We start from the raw sequence: 15501 nt of genomic DNA on the forward strand, positions 1-15501 counted from the left end.
GTTACGGCGATGGTCACGGTCGGGGAGGAACTCGACAAGGTGGTGCAGGGGGCGTTCACGCGGCCCGTCCCCAAGTCGGCCGGGGCACAGATGCGTTACCTGGTCAAACAGCACCAGCGCAGCACCCGGCGCGTGGCCGAGTTGCTCGGCATCAGCCAGCGCACCGTCGAGCGGTACGTCAAGAACCAGCTCAAGCATCCCCGGCCGGAACTCGCCGACCGGCTGGAAAACGAGGTCCGCGCACGCTGGCAGCCACAGATCAGGGCCAGGGCCAGGCAGGCTGCCGCTACGACCGGCGGCATCATGATCGACACACGGGCCCGGTTCGGCTTCACCGCCGCCCCCGGCAGCACCGACGACGCACGGCTGCGCCACCTCACCCTCGCCCTGCCGCCCCACCACACCGCCCGACTCTTCGACGCGCAGGAACAGGGCGCGACCGAGGACGAGCTGAGGCAGATCGCTGCGGAAGCCCTGGGCGAGGTGTACTTCCGCGACAACGGCCGCCGCGCCCACGGCCTCGAAGTGGAACTCACCGACCTCGAACACCTTCAGTTCGAGCTGTAGCCGGTCAGTGCGCTGGACAGGAAGCAGGAAAGGGCGTCGGGGAGAGCTGTGGCAGCAGGAGCGTTACGGACCGTGCCCATGACGGGGGAGCTGACCGCGTCACTGATCAACCGGGTCGCAACACCGCTACGGTCTGGCGGACGCCAGCGTGCTGCGCCTGTGGACGTCCCGCAACTCTTCCACCCGCCACGACGGCGGCGTGCGAGCCGATGCAGAGATGTGTTCTCCCAGCTGCCGGCCGTGGCGTGGGCCTTGTCCACGGTCATGTCCCGCTGGGTGGTGTAGTCACGGCAGTTGTTTCGGTTCCGGTTGTGGGGTGATCTGCGGTTCGGGTTCGGTTCGTTTGGTGGCGAAGAGCTCGGCCATGGAGGCTTCGGAGAGGTAGCGGCGGTCGAAGACCTGCCATTCGTCGTGGAGTTCGGCCAGGACCGCGGCGGCGAGTCGGTCCAGGGCGGCGGGGTTGGGGAAGACCTGGACGACGTCGGCCCGTCGTTTGATCTCCCGGTTCAGCCGCTCCAGCGGGTTGGTCGACCAGATCTTCTTCCAGTGCGCCGGCGGGAAGTCCGCGAACGCGGTGATGTCCGTCGCCGCATCCAGCAGCATCTTCTTGACCTGCGGGAACTGCCGTCCGAGCATGTCGGCCACCACGTCCAGCTGGGTGCGCACCTGCTCGCCGGTGGTCTGCGCGAAGATGGTGCGGATGGTGGCAGCGACCATCTCCCCTGAGCCCTTCTCGATCACGCTGAAGACGTCGCGGACGAAGTGAACTCGGCACCTTTGCCAGGCCGCGCCGAGGAAGACCGTGCGGATCGCGGCCACCAGACCGCTGTGGCTGTCGGAGATCACCAGCTGGACGTTCTCCAGGCCACGGGCGCGTAAGGACCGCAGGAACTTCGTCCAGAACGGCTTCGACTCGCTGTCGCCGACCATCAGGCCGAGAATCTCGCGGTGCCCGGTGGCGGAGATCCCGGTCGCGATGACCACGGCCTGCGAGGCGATCCGATGGTTGACCCTCGCCTTGCAGTAGGTCGCGTCCAGGAAGACGTAGGGGAAGACGGTGTGATCCAGTGGCCGTTCCTTGAACGCGGTCAGTTCCTCGTCGAGTTCGCCGCAGATCCGGGAGACCTCGGACTTGGAGATCCCGCTGTCCGCACCGAGTGCTTTGACCAGGTCGTCGACCGAGCGGGTCGAGACCCCGTGCACGTATGCCTCCATCACCACGGCGAACAGCGCCCGGTCAATGCGCCGGCGCCGCTCCAGCAGCGAGGGGAAGAACGACCCGGTCCGCACCTTGGGAATCTTCAGATCCAGATCGCCGGCCTGCGTAGTCAGCAGCCTCTCGCGGTGTCCGTTGCGCCATGTAGTGCGCGTCTGCGAGTGCTCACGCGGGGCAGCCCCAATGGCCTCAGTCGCCTCGGCCTCGATGAGTTCCTGCAGGATGCGCTCACACACCACCCTGATTGCTTCAACTCCGTCGGCCCGACGTAGTGACTCCAGCAGCCGCATCAGCTCAGACTGGGACAAGGCCATCGCGTGCTCCTCCGGTTGAACTGCCCGTTCACCAGGGAGACTTGCGCGATGGCCTGCCCTTGCTCAGGGAGCATGCACGGTCGACGGATGCACGCCCCGGGCAGACACCCGCGCGTTCCGGGACCACACCCGGCTACACCACTTCATGGGACGCGATCTTGTCCACCACGAGCAGGTCGAAGACCGGCACGAGGAAAAGCGAGGAGTGCTGGACCTCCTCAATCCTGGTCGAGGCAACCTTGGCCTCGGCAAGCAACAGGTGGGTCTCAGCACGCGGCGGACAGACGGTGATCATCGGCTCGCGGCGCTGATCGGCGCGGGCGGCCGCCGCGCACTGTGCACCAGGTCCAGGCTCGGCACGGCCACAGCCAGGTGGCGCACGCCGAGTTTCCCGGCGCACGCAGCGCGATGAGGGTCTTGCCGGTGCCGCAGGTGGAAACGGTGTGCCGCGAGAGCGTGGAGGGGCGCAGGTGGCGTACTGCGCTGTCGACGCCCCTTTTGCTGGTCGTGGCGCAGGACCAGACGCGCGGTGTGCTCTGCGGTGGTGAGGCTGGAGGTCATCGCGCGGTTCCTCGGCATGCGTGAGGGGCCGACTGTGTTCAGTCTCGCCCATAGCTGGGGGTGCGGTGGATCCGTAGCGAGCGGAGCCCAGGGGTGTTGGCGTCATGCGTTCCGGCGAGCCGTGTTCGGGTCCTCATCTGTCCGGCAAGAGACCGCAGTTGCCGCAGCCCCGGGGGCCTGCAAGGGGCGTATGGTGATCACACAAGGGGGTTTTAGTGGGGAATGACAGCGCCTACTGGGACTGGCGGGACGAACAGCTGAAAGCCGAAACCCGTGCCACGGGCGGAGAACCCTGCCGGGTCTGCGGAGAGCCGGTTTCAGCCCGGGCGCACTGGAAACACCGTGACCGGCACGTGTGCTCGCCGCGCTGCAATCTGACCCTCAATCGGCGGCTCACCCGGCGCATCGAGCGCGGGGAGATCACCCGGCCGCCCGTCTTCTCCCCCGATCCTCAACCGCTGCGGCCCGCCAGGGCTTTCCGGACCCGGCCGGCCGGAGCTCCCTTCCCTTATGAGGTTCAGGGTTACTCCCCCAAGCCGGGCGACATGGTCGAGCGGCACGGTTTTGTGGTCACCGTCCACCGGGCCGTGGACTTGCCGGAGCACGTCATCCCCCGGCAGGTGAAGCCTCATTCGGGCGGCAGCTGGGAGCTGGAGCGGGTGGCGCTGTCGTTGCACATGCAGACCGGCTCGGCGTTCTACTACCTCACCGATGACACGTGGACCCCCACGTCCTTGGTGTTCGGGGCCTTTCTGGGGCTGAAGCAACTGCCGGACACCTTCGCCTCCTTCGAGGCCGAGGGCGAAACCTGGCGCTGGTACACGGAGATCGTCCGTGATGTGGACGAGACGGGCCACGAGTACACGTGGACGGCGTTCGTGTGCGGGAAGCAGTCCGTGCCGCGGATGTGGACACCGGCCTACGCGGCCCGTTCCGAGCGTCTGAAACGCGAATCGCGTGCCGCCGGCAGCTACGCCGCCAGGATGCGCAGGCTCGGGCTCGAGGCCGCCGTCGAGCGCATCGACCCCCTCGCCGTCTACGAACGGGACGGGTGGATCTGCCAGATCTGCACCAGCGCCGTCGACCGGGAACGCGACTGGCCCGACATGTGGTGCCCGACGCTGGATCACCGCGTCCCGCTGACTGCGGGCGGCGCACACACGGCGGACAACGTGCGGCTCGCGCACTGGATCTGCAACCTGCACAAGGGCGACTACTTCCCGGTCGAAGCGTGAAGACAACGGCCCGAGGGCGACTTCGGTCGCGGATCAGCATCCGGGTGCTCCTTGGCCGACCGTTGAGGTCCGCGGCGGTGCGGGTCAGGGCACCAGCGGATTGTCCCGGGTGAGCTCGATGGTGTGCATCTGGCGGCGCAGATGCGGAGGCAGGGAGGGCAGGTCGTTGTCGACGATGATGACCTGGTGCGGGCGTGCGTGCGGTGTGTGGCTGCGAGCACCGGCGATGTGATCGAGGAAGTGCGCGTAAAGGCGTGCGATCAGCTGCTGGTCCTCGTCGCCGTACCCGACGTTCTTGCGCGGCGAGTCGATGATCAGTAGGGAGGGAAGATCGGTGGCTCCGGTGACCAGCGCGTGGCTGAGGAACGTCATCCGGTAGGCCACGTTGATCGCGGTGCGGACGCCGTGGCCGACCTTGGTGAGTTTGCCCGCCCTGACCTTCGGCAGGAGCGAGTTGTGATCGATCCGTGCGCCGGGCTCGTTGGGCAGCGACAGCCCGTCGATGATGGCTGAGAACTGCTCCTCGATCTCGGCCAGGGTGGTCTGGCGTCCGGACAGGAGGTTCTTGCGCGTCTTGATGTCCTCGCGCACGCCGCGCAGTTCTTCTTCGGCCGTGCGCAGCGCCCGCTGCAGTTCGAGCAGCCGCCGATGCGGGTCGAGCTGCCGCTCAAGCATGCCGGTCCGGGTGCGGGCGCCGGCATGGGCGGCCGAGAGTTGTTCGATCTGTCCGGCCAGAGGCCCGATCTCCAGGCGGGTTCGCTCCTCCAGCTCCGCTCGTGCCTGGGCGAGAGCATCCTGGGCCTCACCGGCCGTCTTGGCCGCCTCGATTGCCCGCTGCTGGGCCGTGGCCAGCGCGGCTTCGGCTGCCTGCACCACTGCGTCCCGCACACCGGGATCCAGTTCAGACAGGCACAGAGCACAGGCCCCCTCGGGGACGACCCGGCCGGTCAGCGCCTGCCTGCAGGAGGGACAGTGCAGCACGGGGTCGGTGCCCGGCTGCTGCGCACGCTGGATGGCCCGCTGGGCCAAGGAGAGGGCGGCCTGGGCCGCTTTCTCCTCTTCCCGGGCCCGGGAGTGCGTTCCTTCCAGGGCGGCGACGCGCTGGCGCAGCGGATCGGCGAAGGTGGTCACGGCCCGCATGCGTCCCTTGAGTTCCTCCAGGGCCGTCAGCGTGTCCCGTTCTTCGCTCCGGGAGCGAGTCAGCTCCTCCTCCAGTTCCGCCGCGCTCCCGGTCAGGAATTCGCTGATCGTCTCGGTGCGGCGTTTGAACTGGCTCACGGTCTGGCCCAGGTCGTCGCGGCGGGCGGTGAGCACCCGCATCTCCGCGTCGATGAGCCCGAGCACGAGCTCGACGATCGTCTTGTAGGACTGTGCGGTGTTGGCCTGTCCGCGGACGGACTCCGTACCATCGACCATGTCCTGGGAAAGATAGTTCAAGGCGTAGAGCTGGGCGAAGGTAAGGCGGGCGCCGTTGCCGAGCAGTGCGACGGCGGTGGGTGGGGCAAACAGCTCGGACAGGCCCAGCAGGTCCAGCAGCGCCTCGCCCACGACGCGCCGGTCGCTGTCCGGCTGCGGAGTGACGTCGAGAAGTTCTTCGGCTTTTCCGTCGTAGGGGCTGATCAGTTCGACGGTTCCGGTGTCGGCGATCGTGGAGCGTCGCAAGGCGATGTCCATGCCTTCGATCCGCAGGTGCACCGTGACGGACGTCAGCCGCTCCGAGGGCACCTGCCGCCAGTCCACTGGAAGACCCAGCGGGTACTTGATGCAGTCGACCAGTGTGGTCTTGCCTGTGTCGATGGGGCCATAGACACACACCACCGGATGGGCGAAGTCGAGGGTGCGTACCCCGCCAGTGGAGTTGATGACCACTTGCTTGACGAACAGATCCCGCGACATGGGCTTCCTCCCACAGTTCACCGACACCGGAACAACGCAACGGCGCGCTGAAGGAACCGAGCACGACGGCCAGATCGCCAGAAGGGGTGAGCCAAGCCCGGCAGGCACCGGCCGGCGTTTCGCTCAGCCTCTCCCCTGCCACCTGAGCTCAGCCCCTGGGGTGCCGCAGACAGAGAGCCGTCTCAGGTGGGGCGGCCGGTGCGGGTGAACGGGCCGTAGGTGGGGCGTGCGGCGCGCTGTTCGGTGCTGGTCATCCAGGCTCGGCACAGGGCTGGGCCCGGGATGCGGCAGAAGTGGCTGGTGCTCGGTCCACCGCCGGGGTGGGGTGGGCATTCTGCTCGGTATGCACGGGCGTGCCGGGGGATCCATCGGGATGGTCGTGGATCCAGGACAGGCCGCCGATATCGAGTCGGTGGCGAGCGCGGGTGACGGCGACGTAGGCGAGGCGGGCCTCGCTGTCGTCGATGGGGCCGGGTACTGGGCGGCCGGTGTCGTCGCGCTGATCGCTGTCCTTGGGCGGGGTGAAGTCGTCGGCGATCTTCACATGGGCCCATTCCCGGCCCTTGGCCTTGTGGGCGGTCGAGACGGTCACCTCGGCCTGACGTTCGGGGGCGAGTCGAGCGACGGCGGCCAGGATGGCGTCCGTACCGTGGGTGTCGACCAGGTCGACGAAGGGCCGCAGGTCGCGCCCGGCCGGGTCGTGGGCGGCATAGTCCTGCAGTTCGCCCCAGGAGGGGAACAGGACCAGTTCGGGGTGGGTGGTGCGGCGTCCTTCCTTGAGGTCCTGGGCGGCCAAAGCCAGAGCGCGCAGGCTGTCTCCTCCCCCGACCAGCCCGACCCGGTGTCCGGCGGCCATCAGTTCCATGGCCTGGGCCATGGCGCCGACGTTGGTGCGGCACAGCACCGCGTCGGGCCGGAGGACCGGGCCGAGTTCGGTGGGTACCGCTGGGGTGCCGGTCAGCCGGATCGGGGCATCGGCGATGGCCAGCCAGCGGTTGGCCTCGTCGGCGAGCCGCGGGCCGAAGCGGAAGGACTGCGACAGGGCCAGCCGGGTGCCGTCGAAGCCCGTCATGACGTCTCTGGCACCGCGCCAGTGGTAGATGGCCTGGGCGGAGTCGCCCACCATCACCAGCTGGGCGTGGCCGCGCTGGGCGAGGAAGACCTGTTCGACGACGGGGTTGGTGTCCTGGGCCTCGTCCAGCAGGAGGAAGTCGGTATCGATCGTCGGCCTCGTGAGGGCCCAGAGCTTGAGGTAGTGGTCGTGGTCGAAGCGGACCGAGCCGTCGTCCGGGTGCTGCAAGTCGGCCCAGGCCTTGTGGGCGAACGGCACGATATGGGCGGCGAGTTGGGTGTGCAGGTCGCCGTCCTCCAGGCCGCGCAGGCGGGGGACGTGGTGGCGGGTGATGGCCTCGTCCGCGGTGTGGCAGAAGCGGGCCACGGTGCGCAGGGTCGCGTAGGAGAGGGCCTTCGGGGAGAGGTCGCGTTCGCCGATACGGACTGTTTTGGTGATGCCGAGGGCCTGTCCGGACTGCCAGGCCGGACGGCGCGGCGCATTCAGGCGGGCCGTGTAGCGGTGGCCGACGGCGGCGTAGGCCAGGGCATGGGCGGTCTTGCACCGGACGCTTTTCGGGAAACGGACGGTGGCGTCCTGCGCGATGGCCCGGTTGTAGGCGAGGTAGCGGCCCCGGCGTGTGGTGCTGTGAGCGAGCAGGGCCAGGGTGGTGGTCTTGCCGGTCCCGGCACCGGCCTGCAGGGATACATGGTCACCTGTGTGGAAGGCGTCGGCTGCGGCGGTCTGTTCGTCGGTCGCTTTCACGGCTGTGACGCTCCGGGGTGGCGGCTGAGGGCACGTCCGACGGCCGTCAGCAGGTGAACGGATGTGGTGTGGGCCAGGAGTTCGCGTACGGCCCGGTCGAGGCGGTCGGCCTCGTCGCTGGTGTGGCGGGCCAGGGCGCGGTGCACGGCCAGTTGCAGGAAGCGTTCCGGAGATTGTCCCGTCTGGCCGGCGGAGTGACGGATGACAGCATGGAGGGCGGGCGGGAAGGCGACATTGAGCAGGACCTGACCGTCCGCGTCCGGGTAATGCGTGGTGATCACGTCGACGGGGAGCCGCGCACTGAGCCGGTGGCGCAGGCGGTGAGCGGCCCGGTGGGAGGTTCGGGCACGCACGAGGGTCATCAGGCGGGTGGCGTCATGGTTGGCCGCGAGCGGCAGCACGCAGGCGGCGGTGTGGAGTTCGGCTGGGGTGAGGGGCCGGGTGAGGGTGATTTCCAGTGCGTGGTGGGGCATCGTCATGCCTCCCGCTGGCAGCTTGCCGCGGCGTGCGGGAGGCGGGTGTGGATGTGTTCTGCGTGCCGGAGGGGATCGAAGACCTGCCATCCGGCCAGTGCGAGATCGGCCGCACCGGGAGCCGTGGCATGGACGGGGCAGCGCTGAGTGCGCCAGCGCAATTGTTCGGGGTAGGGCAGGCGGCTGAGGTCGTAGACCGCCATCAGCATGCCGGGCAGGGCAAGCTGGCCGCGTTGCGGGCTGGCGGGCAGCAGCCTCCAGCGGCCTGCGGCGGTGCGGGAGGTGAGCAGGCGCTGGGAGCAGCGGCGGCGCTTGCGGGTCTGGGCCACGCACCGGATCTCCTCGAGCGGCCGGTCGGCGAGGTAGCGGCCCAGCAGCAACTGCACGACGGGCAGAGCGGGGTTTCCCTTCTCGGTGGAGCGTTCGCAGGTGGACACGGGCGGGGGCGGCGGGGTAAAGGCGCCGGTGTCGACAAGCCGGCGGGAGCGCACGGCGAGTTGGCGGCGCAGTTCCTCGATGTGCGAGCTCAGCTGGGCGGGGGCGGTGCGGTGCGGACACAGGACGGCGTGCGGGATGCGGCACCATGCGCTGCCGTCACTGTGTGGGTGGGCGATCCCGCAGCTCAGGTGCCAGCGGCAGGGGGCGGGGATGTGGGCGACGGGCAGTTCGGTGGGGTGCAGGGCGATGGGCCGCTGATCGGTGCGCTGGTAAAGGTCGATGCGGTTGCCGCACATGCGGCAGCGGCTGCAGTGGCCGGTGCGCAGCAGTCGGCTGGGGCTGGTTGCGGCCACTTGCAGCGGGCGGCGAATGTGTGGGGTGCGGGGGCTGCCGTCCCAGTGGTGGCCGGAAGCGGCGGAGTTGGGGCGCATGCCGGGACCGTGCCAGGCCGCGTGCCCTGAGGGTGGGTGGCGGCGGGTGGGGTCCCACGAGTGGCCGAACCGCGCCGAACACATGCGCGCACATTCGCTTGCGTGTTTGATGGCTGCTCGCCGGTTCGGGTGATTCGCGTGCGGCGTGCGCCCGAGTCAGGAGTCCTTCGACCCGGCCGGGGTGTGGTCCTCACAGAGAGTTCCCAGCAGGTCTTCGATCGGGACGTCGAAGATGTGGGCGAGAGTGTGCCAGGTGGTGATGGTGCCGGTGGTGCGGCCGTGTTCGAGGTCGATGAGGGTGCGCCGGGCCAGGCCGCTGCGCTCGGCGAGTTCATCGAAGGTCCACCCGCGCTCGCGCCTCAGCCGTGCGAGCGTGACGCGCAGCGCGGTGAGGTCGGGGTCGGGCGGCAAGATCGTCACCCCACCATCCGACGGTGCAGGACCCTGCCCTGTCAGTGCAGACTTCTGCACTATCTGCCGGAAGGTGAGTGACATTCGCGGTGCAGAAATCTGCACTACCGTGCGGGCGTCCCACACACCTGTGGCTGGGGCATGCGCACCGACAGACGGGAGGGCACGGGCCGATGAGGCTGGCCAGCGCGCACGCCGCGGTGCGGCGCATCTGGACGGTGGAACTGCGACCGCAGGCAGGCGGGCCGTCTCTGCTGTGTCCTCACTGCACCGCCCGAACGCCGTCCCTGCAGGCTTCTTCGGCTCGCTCGGCCGCCCTGACCCATCTGGCCCACCACGCCCGCACCGATGCACTGCCCCCGCACCTGCGCACCTGCCAGTGCCGGGAACGCGGCTGCTGCTGGCACCCACGCCACCGCGGCTGCGCCGGACCCGTCCTGCTCGCCCTCACCCGTGATCGCAGCGGCCGCACCTGGCGGCTGGCCGACACATGCGCGGCCTGCGCGGCGGCGACCAGCAACACCGCTGTCGTGCCGGACACCCTGCACAACCCGCACCCGGCAGACACGCCCGCCCGCACCCGCCGGCCGCAAGCCGACGACGAGCACAGGCAACGGGTCCGGGAGATGCTCACCTACCTGGCCTCCACCCTCCCCTGCATCACCTCTCCCGCTGCCCGGCTGCTTGCCGTGCAGTGCGTCCTGCGCGCCGACAGACACGGACACGTCCGGCTGCCTGCCGGCCTGCTGCGCGGCATGCGCCTGCACCGGCGCCCGGAGCTGTGGCGGGAACTCGCACACGGCGGCTGGCTCGACCTGCCCGACCTTCGGGCGACGGGCCTGCGGGTGCGGCTGCTCGACAACGCGGTGCTGGACCAGGCCCCGAGTCTGTGTGCCCGCAGGCGCGCTGCCCACTGGGCTCTGCAGCCCAGTCCGTTTGCCACGACTGCGGCGGAGCCAGCGGAACGGTTGGCCACCCTGGCGCTGGCGGTCTACACCGCCCGGGCCATTCCTGCTCCTGACCTGGCCACCATTGCCCGCTTGTGCGGGCACTCGCCCCAGCAGACCGGAGAACTTCTCGACCGGCTGGTGGCCCGAGGTTCTCTGTCAGCGTGGAGCCACCAGCGCGACACCGACGAGGTGCGCTGGCAGTTGGCCTCGTCTCCGCCTGGCATCCCCGGCGCTGCACACAGGTCTGCCCACTGACCGCGGCCGGGCTTCGTGTCTGCTGGATTCGGGTGCGGCTCTCCTGAAGGGACCTCGTGAACAATGAGTTCGGCATTTCTGTCGCCGTTGCCCTCGCGACAACACCGCGCCTTGAGCCGCCGGGTGTCTTCCTACTCCTGGACGGCAGTCAGCAGGTCCGCTGTCGTCACGACCTTCGCAAAGCCGCCCCCGTGCAGGGAGGTCGCGGACGCCGTGGCCAGTTCGTCGGCCGACTGCCGCCAGCCGAACGGGCCCGTCAGGTCGAAGGTGTGCGTGGCGTCGAGCGGGAACAGCACCTGGTAGCCGAGGTTGCCACCCATCCGGGCCGTGGTCTCCGCGCACATGTTGGTCTGGATCCCGGCCACCACGAACTGGGTGATCCCCGCCTCCTTGAACCAGGCGTCCAGGTCGGGAGTTCCATAGAACGCCGAGTTCACGGTCTTCGTGACGAGCAGTTCCGGCCCGCTGCCGAGGCCGCGCCGTGCCTGCACGTACTCCTTGAAGTCGTTGCCCTCGTAGCCGGGCCGCAGCGGTGATTCGAGCTTGAGTGAGTCATGGCGTACGAAGACGACGGGCCGGTCCGTCTCCTGCCAGGCGGCGATCAGCACAGCGATGTTCTCATCGGCGGCCAGGTTGTTGCGCGGCCCCCAGAACGCCTCCTCATCGAAGCCCTTCTGGACGTCGACGACGACCAGTGCCGCGTTCCGCGCAATGCCCGTCTGCATGTCCGTAGGCATGTCCAGGTCCCTTTCACCGGGCCTGCGGACCCGGCCCAACGGCTCCTCGCCGGCCTCCAACTCGTCCACGCCCTTGCGGACCGTCGTTTCGCTGACCTGGGCCGCCCGTGCGACCGCCCGAATACCACTGTGCCCCAGGATCCGGGCCTCGGCCCCCATCAACAGCCGCCGCTGCCGCTCGTCCAGATGCGGGAACAACACCCCGAACTTCACAGCGAGTTGCCCACGAACCTCATCGGAGACGCCCATAGCAGACCAACGAGCCGAAGCACGCGAAGCAACACCTTGATTCTCTGCGAGCCCTTAGGCGCAGCCCGCGGCTCGCGCCCGGTGCCTGCGGACGGCGTCGCGATTGGCGCAGCGTTGGGAGCAGTAGCGCTGCCGTCCGGTGCGTGAGGTGTCGGCGAGGGCCTTGTCGCACTCGATCACCTCGCAGCGGCGCAGTCGGTGCATGCCCCGGCCCGCCAGATGTAGTGCGGTACCGACCGCGAACAGCGTGAACAGGACGGAACCGAGCGGCTGTTCCGCGTCCCGGTAATGCAGATGCCAGCCGGTACCGGGGTGGGAGGTCAGCCGCGGGTAGGCGGCAGCCTCGGCCAGCATCCGGTTCAGCAGATCGGCGCGCTCCTGCTCCCCGGCGGCGTCGACGATCCTCTCCCAGGCGTCCAGTGCGGCCTCGGCGCGGCCGAGATCGTCCGCTGTCACCGGGCGCTCCAGCATGAGCCCGGCGGCGCGGCAGCGGTCTGCCAGCTCACCCGCGCTCTCAGGCCGGCGGTTGGCCAAGTCCGCGGCCAGGTTCACCGCATCCTCGCCGTAAGGGTTGAGATGCATAAGACCATTACAACAGTGTGGTCGGCATGACACAACAAACCGCCGGACGCACCGGAGCCCCGGCCCGCGACCCGTGGCGCTATCGCTGGATCGTGCTAGGCATTGCCACCTTCACCCAAGCCGCGTCCGGGTTCTTCGTCGGCGGCATCGGAGCGCTCGGCGTCCACCTGCAAAGCGCCCTGGACCTGAGCACGGCGCAGCTGGGTCTGCTGATCTCGGCGGCCCAGCTCATGCCACTGGCCGGGCTGCTGGTGGCCGGCGAGCTACTGGACCGCTACAGCGAGCGCTGGGTGGTCGGGGTCGGGGCCGGCGTGGTGGCGCTGGCTCTGGGCGCCGGGAGCCTGGCGTCGGGATACACCGCCCTGCTGGTCGCACTGCTGGTGGTCGGCACGGGATACAGCAGCGTCCAGCCGGGCGGGAGCAAGTCGGTGGCCTCCTGGTTCGACGCGTCACAGCGCGGTTTCGCGATGGGTATCCGGCAGGCCGGGCTGCCGCTGGGGGCGGCGCTCGCCTCGGCCGTGCTCCCGCTCGTCGCCGAGGAGTTCGGCTGGCGGGCGACACTGCTGACCGGCGCCCTGGTCGCGCTGCTGGGAGCCGGTCTCTTCACGGCCTGCTACCGTCGGCCGCCCGCACTGCCCGCCCCGCAGGACAAGGAACCGTCGGACCCACTCGCGGCACAGCTGCGCGCCCGGCTACGAATGCTCCGTGAACCGTCCACGGTGAAGATCATGCTGTCGGGGACCAGCCTGATCTCGGTGCAGTACGGCGTGGGCATCCTGACAGTGCTCCACCTCCACCGGGTGTCGTCGGTCGGCGCCGGGCAGGCGGCCCTGATCCTGGTGGCATCCCAGGGTGCGGGCGTTGCGGGCCGGATATGCCTGGCGGCCTGGAGCGACCGGAGCAGTTCGGGGCGCTATGCCATCGTGCTGGTCTGCATGGTCGCCGTGATCGCCGGGCTGGCCGTGCTGATGACACCGGCCGGGCGGGCACCGGTCGTCGCTTCCGGCGTCTTCGTCTGGCTCGGCTTCTTCGGATTCGGCTGGTACGGCCCGTGGGTCGCCTACGTCACCGAAGCGGCCCCACCGGGCAAGACCGGCTTCGCCCTGGGGCTGGCCATGTCCGTCAACCAGATCGCCATCGTCACGGTGCCGCCCGTGCTCGGCCTGCTGGTCGACCTCAACAGCAGCTTCACCCCAGCCTGGGCACTGCTGTTCCTGCTGACCGCCGTCGCCCTGGCGGTCACAGCCGTCGCGGAACGCCGCACATGCTGACGTCTGCACTTCCGTGCGCGGCACAACAGGCGTGGCACGGCCCTGGCCGAGGCGTTCGACTGCGGCTGCCACCGCGTGTCGGGCCTGTTCCATGCTCCCTGACTGGCTTCGTCAGATTGAAGCAGCTCAGCCTGGCGAGTCTGTCGTCGTAACCCGCCGCGGACGGCGACGCCGCGCGGGAGAGCGCGGTCAGGGCCATCAGCGCGTTCACCAGGTCAGGGGCGACTTCTTCGGCCGGCTTTCGCCCTCCGCCTTCGGCCCGGAGGCGGAGCAGCCGTTCGAGGGGAGGTTGTCTCACTCAGGGCTTCAACGCCGGAAACCTGCTCGCACCAGCCACCCACCGCCGCTGCGTGGCCCGGTGTGCAGTTCTCCGCCCAGTGCGGTGACCCGTTCTTTGAGACCAACGAGGCCGAAGCCGCCGCCGTGGGCGGCCGCCGGGAGTTGGGTGCCGCCGCGGCCGTCGTCGGCCACGGTCACCTCCAGGCGGCCGGCGTCGTCGCGCAGGGAGACCTCGATGCGGGTGGCGTCGGCCGCGTGCCGACGGACGTTGGTCAGGGCCTCCTGGACGACCCGGAAGGCCGCGGCCTGCACCTCGTGGGGGAGGTCGTCGGACACGGCGGGGTCCCGGCGCAGGACGACGTGCTGGCCCGGCAGCGCGAAGCCCTCGATCAGTTCGGCGATGCCCGCGAGGTCGCCGACCGGGCGGTGGCCGGCCGCCTCGGGGCCGGTGTTCCGCAGTACGCCGACCGTGCGGCGCATCGAGGCCAGCGCCTCGGTCGCGGCCCGCTCGATGCCGGCCAGGACGGGGTCCAGTTCCTGTGGCCGGGAGTCGGCCATCATGCGGGCCACCTGCGTCTGCACGAGGATGCCGGTCACGTGGTGGGCGACGAAGTCGTGCAGGTCGGCGGCGATGGCCAGACGTTCGCCGCGGCGGGTCTCGCTGACGGCGACGGTGCGCCGGTAGTCCATCGAGCGCAGATATCCCGCGAGCCCGGCGACGAGGCCGACCAGCAGCAGACCGATCAGCTCCAGGCCCATCACGTCACTGCTCAGCGTCACATCGCCGCGCACCGGCAGTGTGAGCAGCGCGCACGCGTCGAGGGCGCCGCATGCCAGGGCCCAGCGCGGCGGGCAGTGCCGTACGGCGATGAACAGCAGGCTCAGCAGGATCATGATCTCGCCCGGGCCGAACACGACCGGCCCTTGGACCAGCAGTGACGCGGCTGTGAGGAGGAGCGAGGCGAGAGCGGGCACGGTGGTGCGTGCCTGCGGTGTGAGCCACTCGGGCCGCCGCCCGGCCGGCCACAGCAATGCGGCCAGGCCGACGAGCACCACGGCCAGGGTCTGCCAGACGGGACTTGCCATCGGCAGCACGCGGGCTCCGTCGGAGCCCGCGTAGAGAACAACGTCGACGACGGCAGCGGCCAGCAGGAGGCCGAAGGCGACGCCACGGGCGCAGCCCCTGGCGGAAACAGACTTCATGCCGGTCACCGTAGGCGAGGCAGTGCACGGCCGGATCGGCCGATCGGCCGATGGGCCTGTGAGAAGGCCGACCTTACGGCCGAGGCGCGCGCCCGGGCCCGCAGGCGAGTGTGGAGCCGCATCCTCACCACGGACACCAGGAGAACGCGATGCAGCGCAACAAGTTCGCCGTCGGCGTCATCGGCGGGGCGACCGCCGTGGTCGCGCTCGGCGGCCTCGGCACCTATCTGCTCTCCGGCACCGAGTCGACCAGCCGCCTGGACGAGCACAGCACGGCGTCGGTGAACGGCCACAAGGCCCTCGCGTCGAGGATCGTCGAGGGCCGCACCGAGAGCAAGTACCACCCGCTGCCCTGGGTCGGCAGCAAGGTCACCGGCGTCACCTGCCCGACCGGTCTCAAGGCCGTGACCGGCGCGACCATCACCTGCACCGGCAAGAGGAACGACAGCGAGGTCGTCCGCATCCCCGTCCGGGTGACCAGGGCCGACGCCAAGAGCGTCACCTGGAAGTTCGAGCGCTGAGAGGGGCCACGCCACACCATGAGCACCGTCCTGGCCGGATACGGCTTGATCAAGAAGTACGGCTCCACCATGCCGGGGGTCGCGGAGCAGGCGTCC

The 15501-nt window shown here is 69.6% G+C and carries 15 protein-coding genes and 1 pseudogene; 5 read left to right on the forward strand and 11 right to left on the reverse strand.

Annotation, left to right across the window (positions count from 1 at the left end):
* The first annotated feature begins 9 nt into the window (after nt 1-9).
* Nucleotides 10-567: a telomere-protecting terminal protein Tpg gene (tpg, locus tag IM697_RS22815; RefSeq protein WP_194037735.1), complete on the forward strand. Its 558-nt coding sequence runs from the start codon at nt 10-12 to the stop codon at nt 565-567.
* A gap of 285 nt (nt 568-852) precedes the next feature.
* On the opposite strand, the gene IM697_RS22820 is transcribed toward tpg, so the two are convergent.
* Together IM697_RS22820 and IM697_RS22825 are read right to left on the reverse strand one after the other, a co-directional pair.
* Nucleotides 853-2097 (reverse strand): IS256 family transposase, encoded by a 1245-nt coding sequence (locus tag IM697_RS22820; protein ID WP_194037738.1) that lies wholly within the window; start codon nt 2095-2097, stop codon nt 853-855.
* Nucleotides 2098-2230: 133 nt separating this feature from the next.
* The gene (locus IM697_RS22825; RefSeq protein ID WP_194037740.1) at nt 2231-2392 is read right to left on the reverse strand and encodes a hypothetical protein; all 162 of its coding nucleotides are present in this window, start codon (nt 2390-2392) and stop codon (nt 2231-2233) included.
* 811 nt (nt 2393-3203) lie between these two features.
* Here IM697_RS22825 and IM697_RS22830 point away from each other — a divergent pair.
* A complete protein-coding gene (locus IM697_RS22830) occupies nt 3204-3893 on the forward strand; it encodes an HNH endonuclease (RefSeq protein WP_194037742.1) in 690 nt (229 codons plus the stop codon).
* 84 nt (nt 3894-3977) lie between these two features.
* Here IM697_RS22830 and IM697_RS22835 read toward each other — a convergent pair whose 3' ends face one another.
* The 5 genes from IM697_RS22835 to IM697_RS22855 form a co-directional block, all read right to left on the reverse strand.
* Complete coding sequence (locus tag IM697_RS22835) at nt 3978-5762, reverse strand: ATP-binding protein (protein ID WP_228044103.1); 1785 nt, start codon at nt 5760-5762, stop codon at nt 3978-3980.
* Between the two features lie 277 nt (nt 5763-6039).
* On the reverse strand, nt 6040-7605 hold the full coding sequence (locus tag IM697_RS22840) for a UvrD-helicase domain-containing protein (protein ID WP_194037744.1): 1566 nt from the start codon (nt 7603-7605) through the stop codon (nt 6040-6042).
* Nucleotides 7602-8084 (reverse strand): hypothetical protein, encoded by a 483-nt coding sequence (locus IM697_RS22845; RefSeq protein ID WP_194037746.1) that lies wholly within the window; start codon nt 8082-8084, stop codon nt 7602-7604. The genes IM697_RS22840 and IM697_RS22845 overlap by 4 nt, the downstream gene beginning before the upstream one ends.
* Nucleotides 8081-8947 carry a DUF6083 domain-containing protein gene (locus IM697_RS22850; RefSeq protein ID WP_194037748.1) on the reverse strand — a complete coding sequence of 289 codons (867 nt, stop codon included), beginning with the start codon at nt 8945-8947 and terminating at the stop codon, nt 8081-8083. Before IM697_RS22850 ends, IM697_RS22845 begins: the two co-directional genes overlap by 4 nt.
* 156 nt (nt 8948-9103) lie before the next feature.
* A complete protein-coding gene (locus IM697_RS22855; RefSeq protein WP_194037751.1) occupies nt 9104-9367 on the reverse strand; it encodes a helix-turn-helix transcriptional regulator in 264 nt (87 codons plus the stop codon).
* A gap of 164 nt (nt 9368-9531) precedes the next feature.
* On the opposite strand from IM697_RS22855, the gene IM697_RS22860 reads away from it, so the two are divergent.
* Nucleotides 9532-10563, forward strand: a complete 1032-nt coding sequence (locus IM697_RS22860) for a hypothetical protein (protein WP_194037753.1) — start codon at nt 9532-9534, stop codon at nt 10561-10563.
* A 131-nt stretch (nt 10564-10694) separates the two neighbouring features.
* Here IM697_RS22860 and IM697_RS22865 read toward each other — a convergent pair whose 3' ends face one another.
* From IM697_RS22865 to IM697_RS22875, 3 genes and pseudogenes are all read right to left on the reverse strand, one after another.
* The gene (locus IM697_RS22865) at nt 10695-11288 is read right to left on the reverse strand and encodes a cysteine hydrolase family protein (protein WP_194049821.1); all 594 of its coding nucleotides are present in this window, start codon (nt 11286-11288) and stop codon (nt 10695-10697) included.
* 27 nt (nt 11289-11315) lie between these two features.
* Nucleotides 11316-11549 (reverse strand): annotated as a pseudogene (locus IM697_RS45470) (ISAzo13 family transposase); the annotation flags it as partial.
* A gap of 54 nt (nt 11550-11603) precedes the next feature.
* A complete protein-coding gene (locus tag IM697_RS22875; protein WP_194037755.1) occupies nt 11604-12131 on the reverse strand; it encodes a CGNR zinc finger domain-containing protein in 528 nt (175 codons plus the stop codon).
* Nucleotides 12132-12157: 26 nt separating this feature from the next.
* Between IM697_RS22875 and IM697_RS22880 the strand changes: the two genes are divergently transcribed.
* A complete protein-coding gene (locus IM697_RS22880; protein ID WP_194037757.1) occupies nt 12158-13402 on the forward strand; it encodes an MFS transporter in 1245 nt (414 codons plus the stop codon).
* A 306-nt stretch (nt 13403-13708) separates the two neighbouring features.
* Here the strand turns inward: IM697_RS22880 and IM697_RS22885 are convergent, their stop codons facing one another.
* A complete protein-coding gene (locus tag IM697_RS22885; RefSeq protein WP_194037759.1) occupies nt 13709-14884 on the reverse strand; it encodes a sensor histidine kinase in 1176 nt (391 codons plus the stop codon).
* Nucleotides 14885-15033: 149 nt separating this feature from the next.
* Between IM697_RS22885 and IM697_RS22890 the strand changes: the two genes are divergently transcribed.
* Nucleotides 15034-15405 (forward strand): DUF4333 domain-containing protein, encoded by a 372-nt coding sequence (locus IM697_RS22890; RefSeq protein WP_194037761.1) that lies wholly within the window; start codon nt 15034-15036, stop codon nt 15403-15405.
* The last annotated feature ends 96 nt before the right edge of the window (nt 15406-15501 follow it).

The sequence above is a fragment of the Streptomyces ferrugineus genome, assembly GCF_015160855.1.
In the GTDB taxonomy this organism is placed as follows: Bacteria; Actinomycetota; Actinomycetes; order Streptomycetales; family Streptomycetaceae; genus Streptomyces; species Streptomyces ferrugineus.

Coding starts and splice junctions, on each gene's coding strand:
- IM697_RS22860 (WP_194037753.1), top strand. CDS start 9,532: ATGAGGCTGGCCAGCGCGCACGCCGCGGTGCGGCGCATCTGGACGGTG.
- IM697_RS22825 (WP_194037740.1), bottom strand. CDS start 2,392: ATGATCACCGTCTGTCCGCCGCGTGCTGAGACCCACCTGTTGCTTGCC.
- IM697_RS22885 (WP_194037759.1), bottom strand. CDS start 14,884: ATGAAGTCTGTTTCCGCCAGGGGCTGCGCCCGTGGCGTCGCCTTCGGC.
- IM697_RS22890 (WP_194037761.1), top strand. CDS start 15,034: ATGCAGCGCAACAAGTTCGCCGTCGGCGTCATCGGCGGGGCGACCGCC.
- IM697_RS22875 (WP_194037755.1), bottom strand. CDS start 12,131: ATGCATCTCAACCCTTACGGCGAGGATGCGGTGAACCTGGCCGCGGAC.
- IM697_RS22850 (WP_194037748.1), bottom strand. CDS start 8,947: ATGCGCCCCAACTCCGCCGCTTCCGGCCACCACTGGGACGGCAGCCCC.
- IM697_RS22880 (WP_194037757.1), top strand. CDS start 12,158: ATGACACAACAAACCGCCGGACGCACCGGAGCCCCGGCCCGCGACCCG.
- IM697_RS22820 (WP_194037738.1), bottom strand. CDS start 2,097: ATGGCCTTGTCCCAGTCTGAGCTGATGCGGCTGCTGGAGTCACTACGT.
- IM697_RS22845 (WP_194037746.1), bottom strand. CDS start 8,084: ATGACGATGCCCCACCACGCACTGGAAATCACCCTCACCCGGCCCCTC.
- tpg (WP_194037735.1), top strand. CDS start 10: ATGGTCACGGTCGGGGAGGAACTCGACAAGGTGGTGCAGGGGGCGTTC.
- IM697_RS22865 (WP_194049821.1), bottom strand. CDS start 11,288: ATGCAGACGGGCATTGCGCGGAACGCGGCACTGGTCGTCGTCGACGTC.
- IM697_RS22830 (WP_194037742.1), top strand. CDS start 3,204: ATGGTCGAGCGGCACGGTTTTGTGGTCACCGTCCACCGGGCCGTGGAC.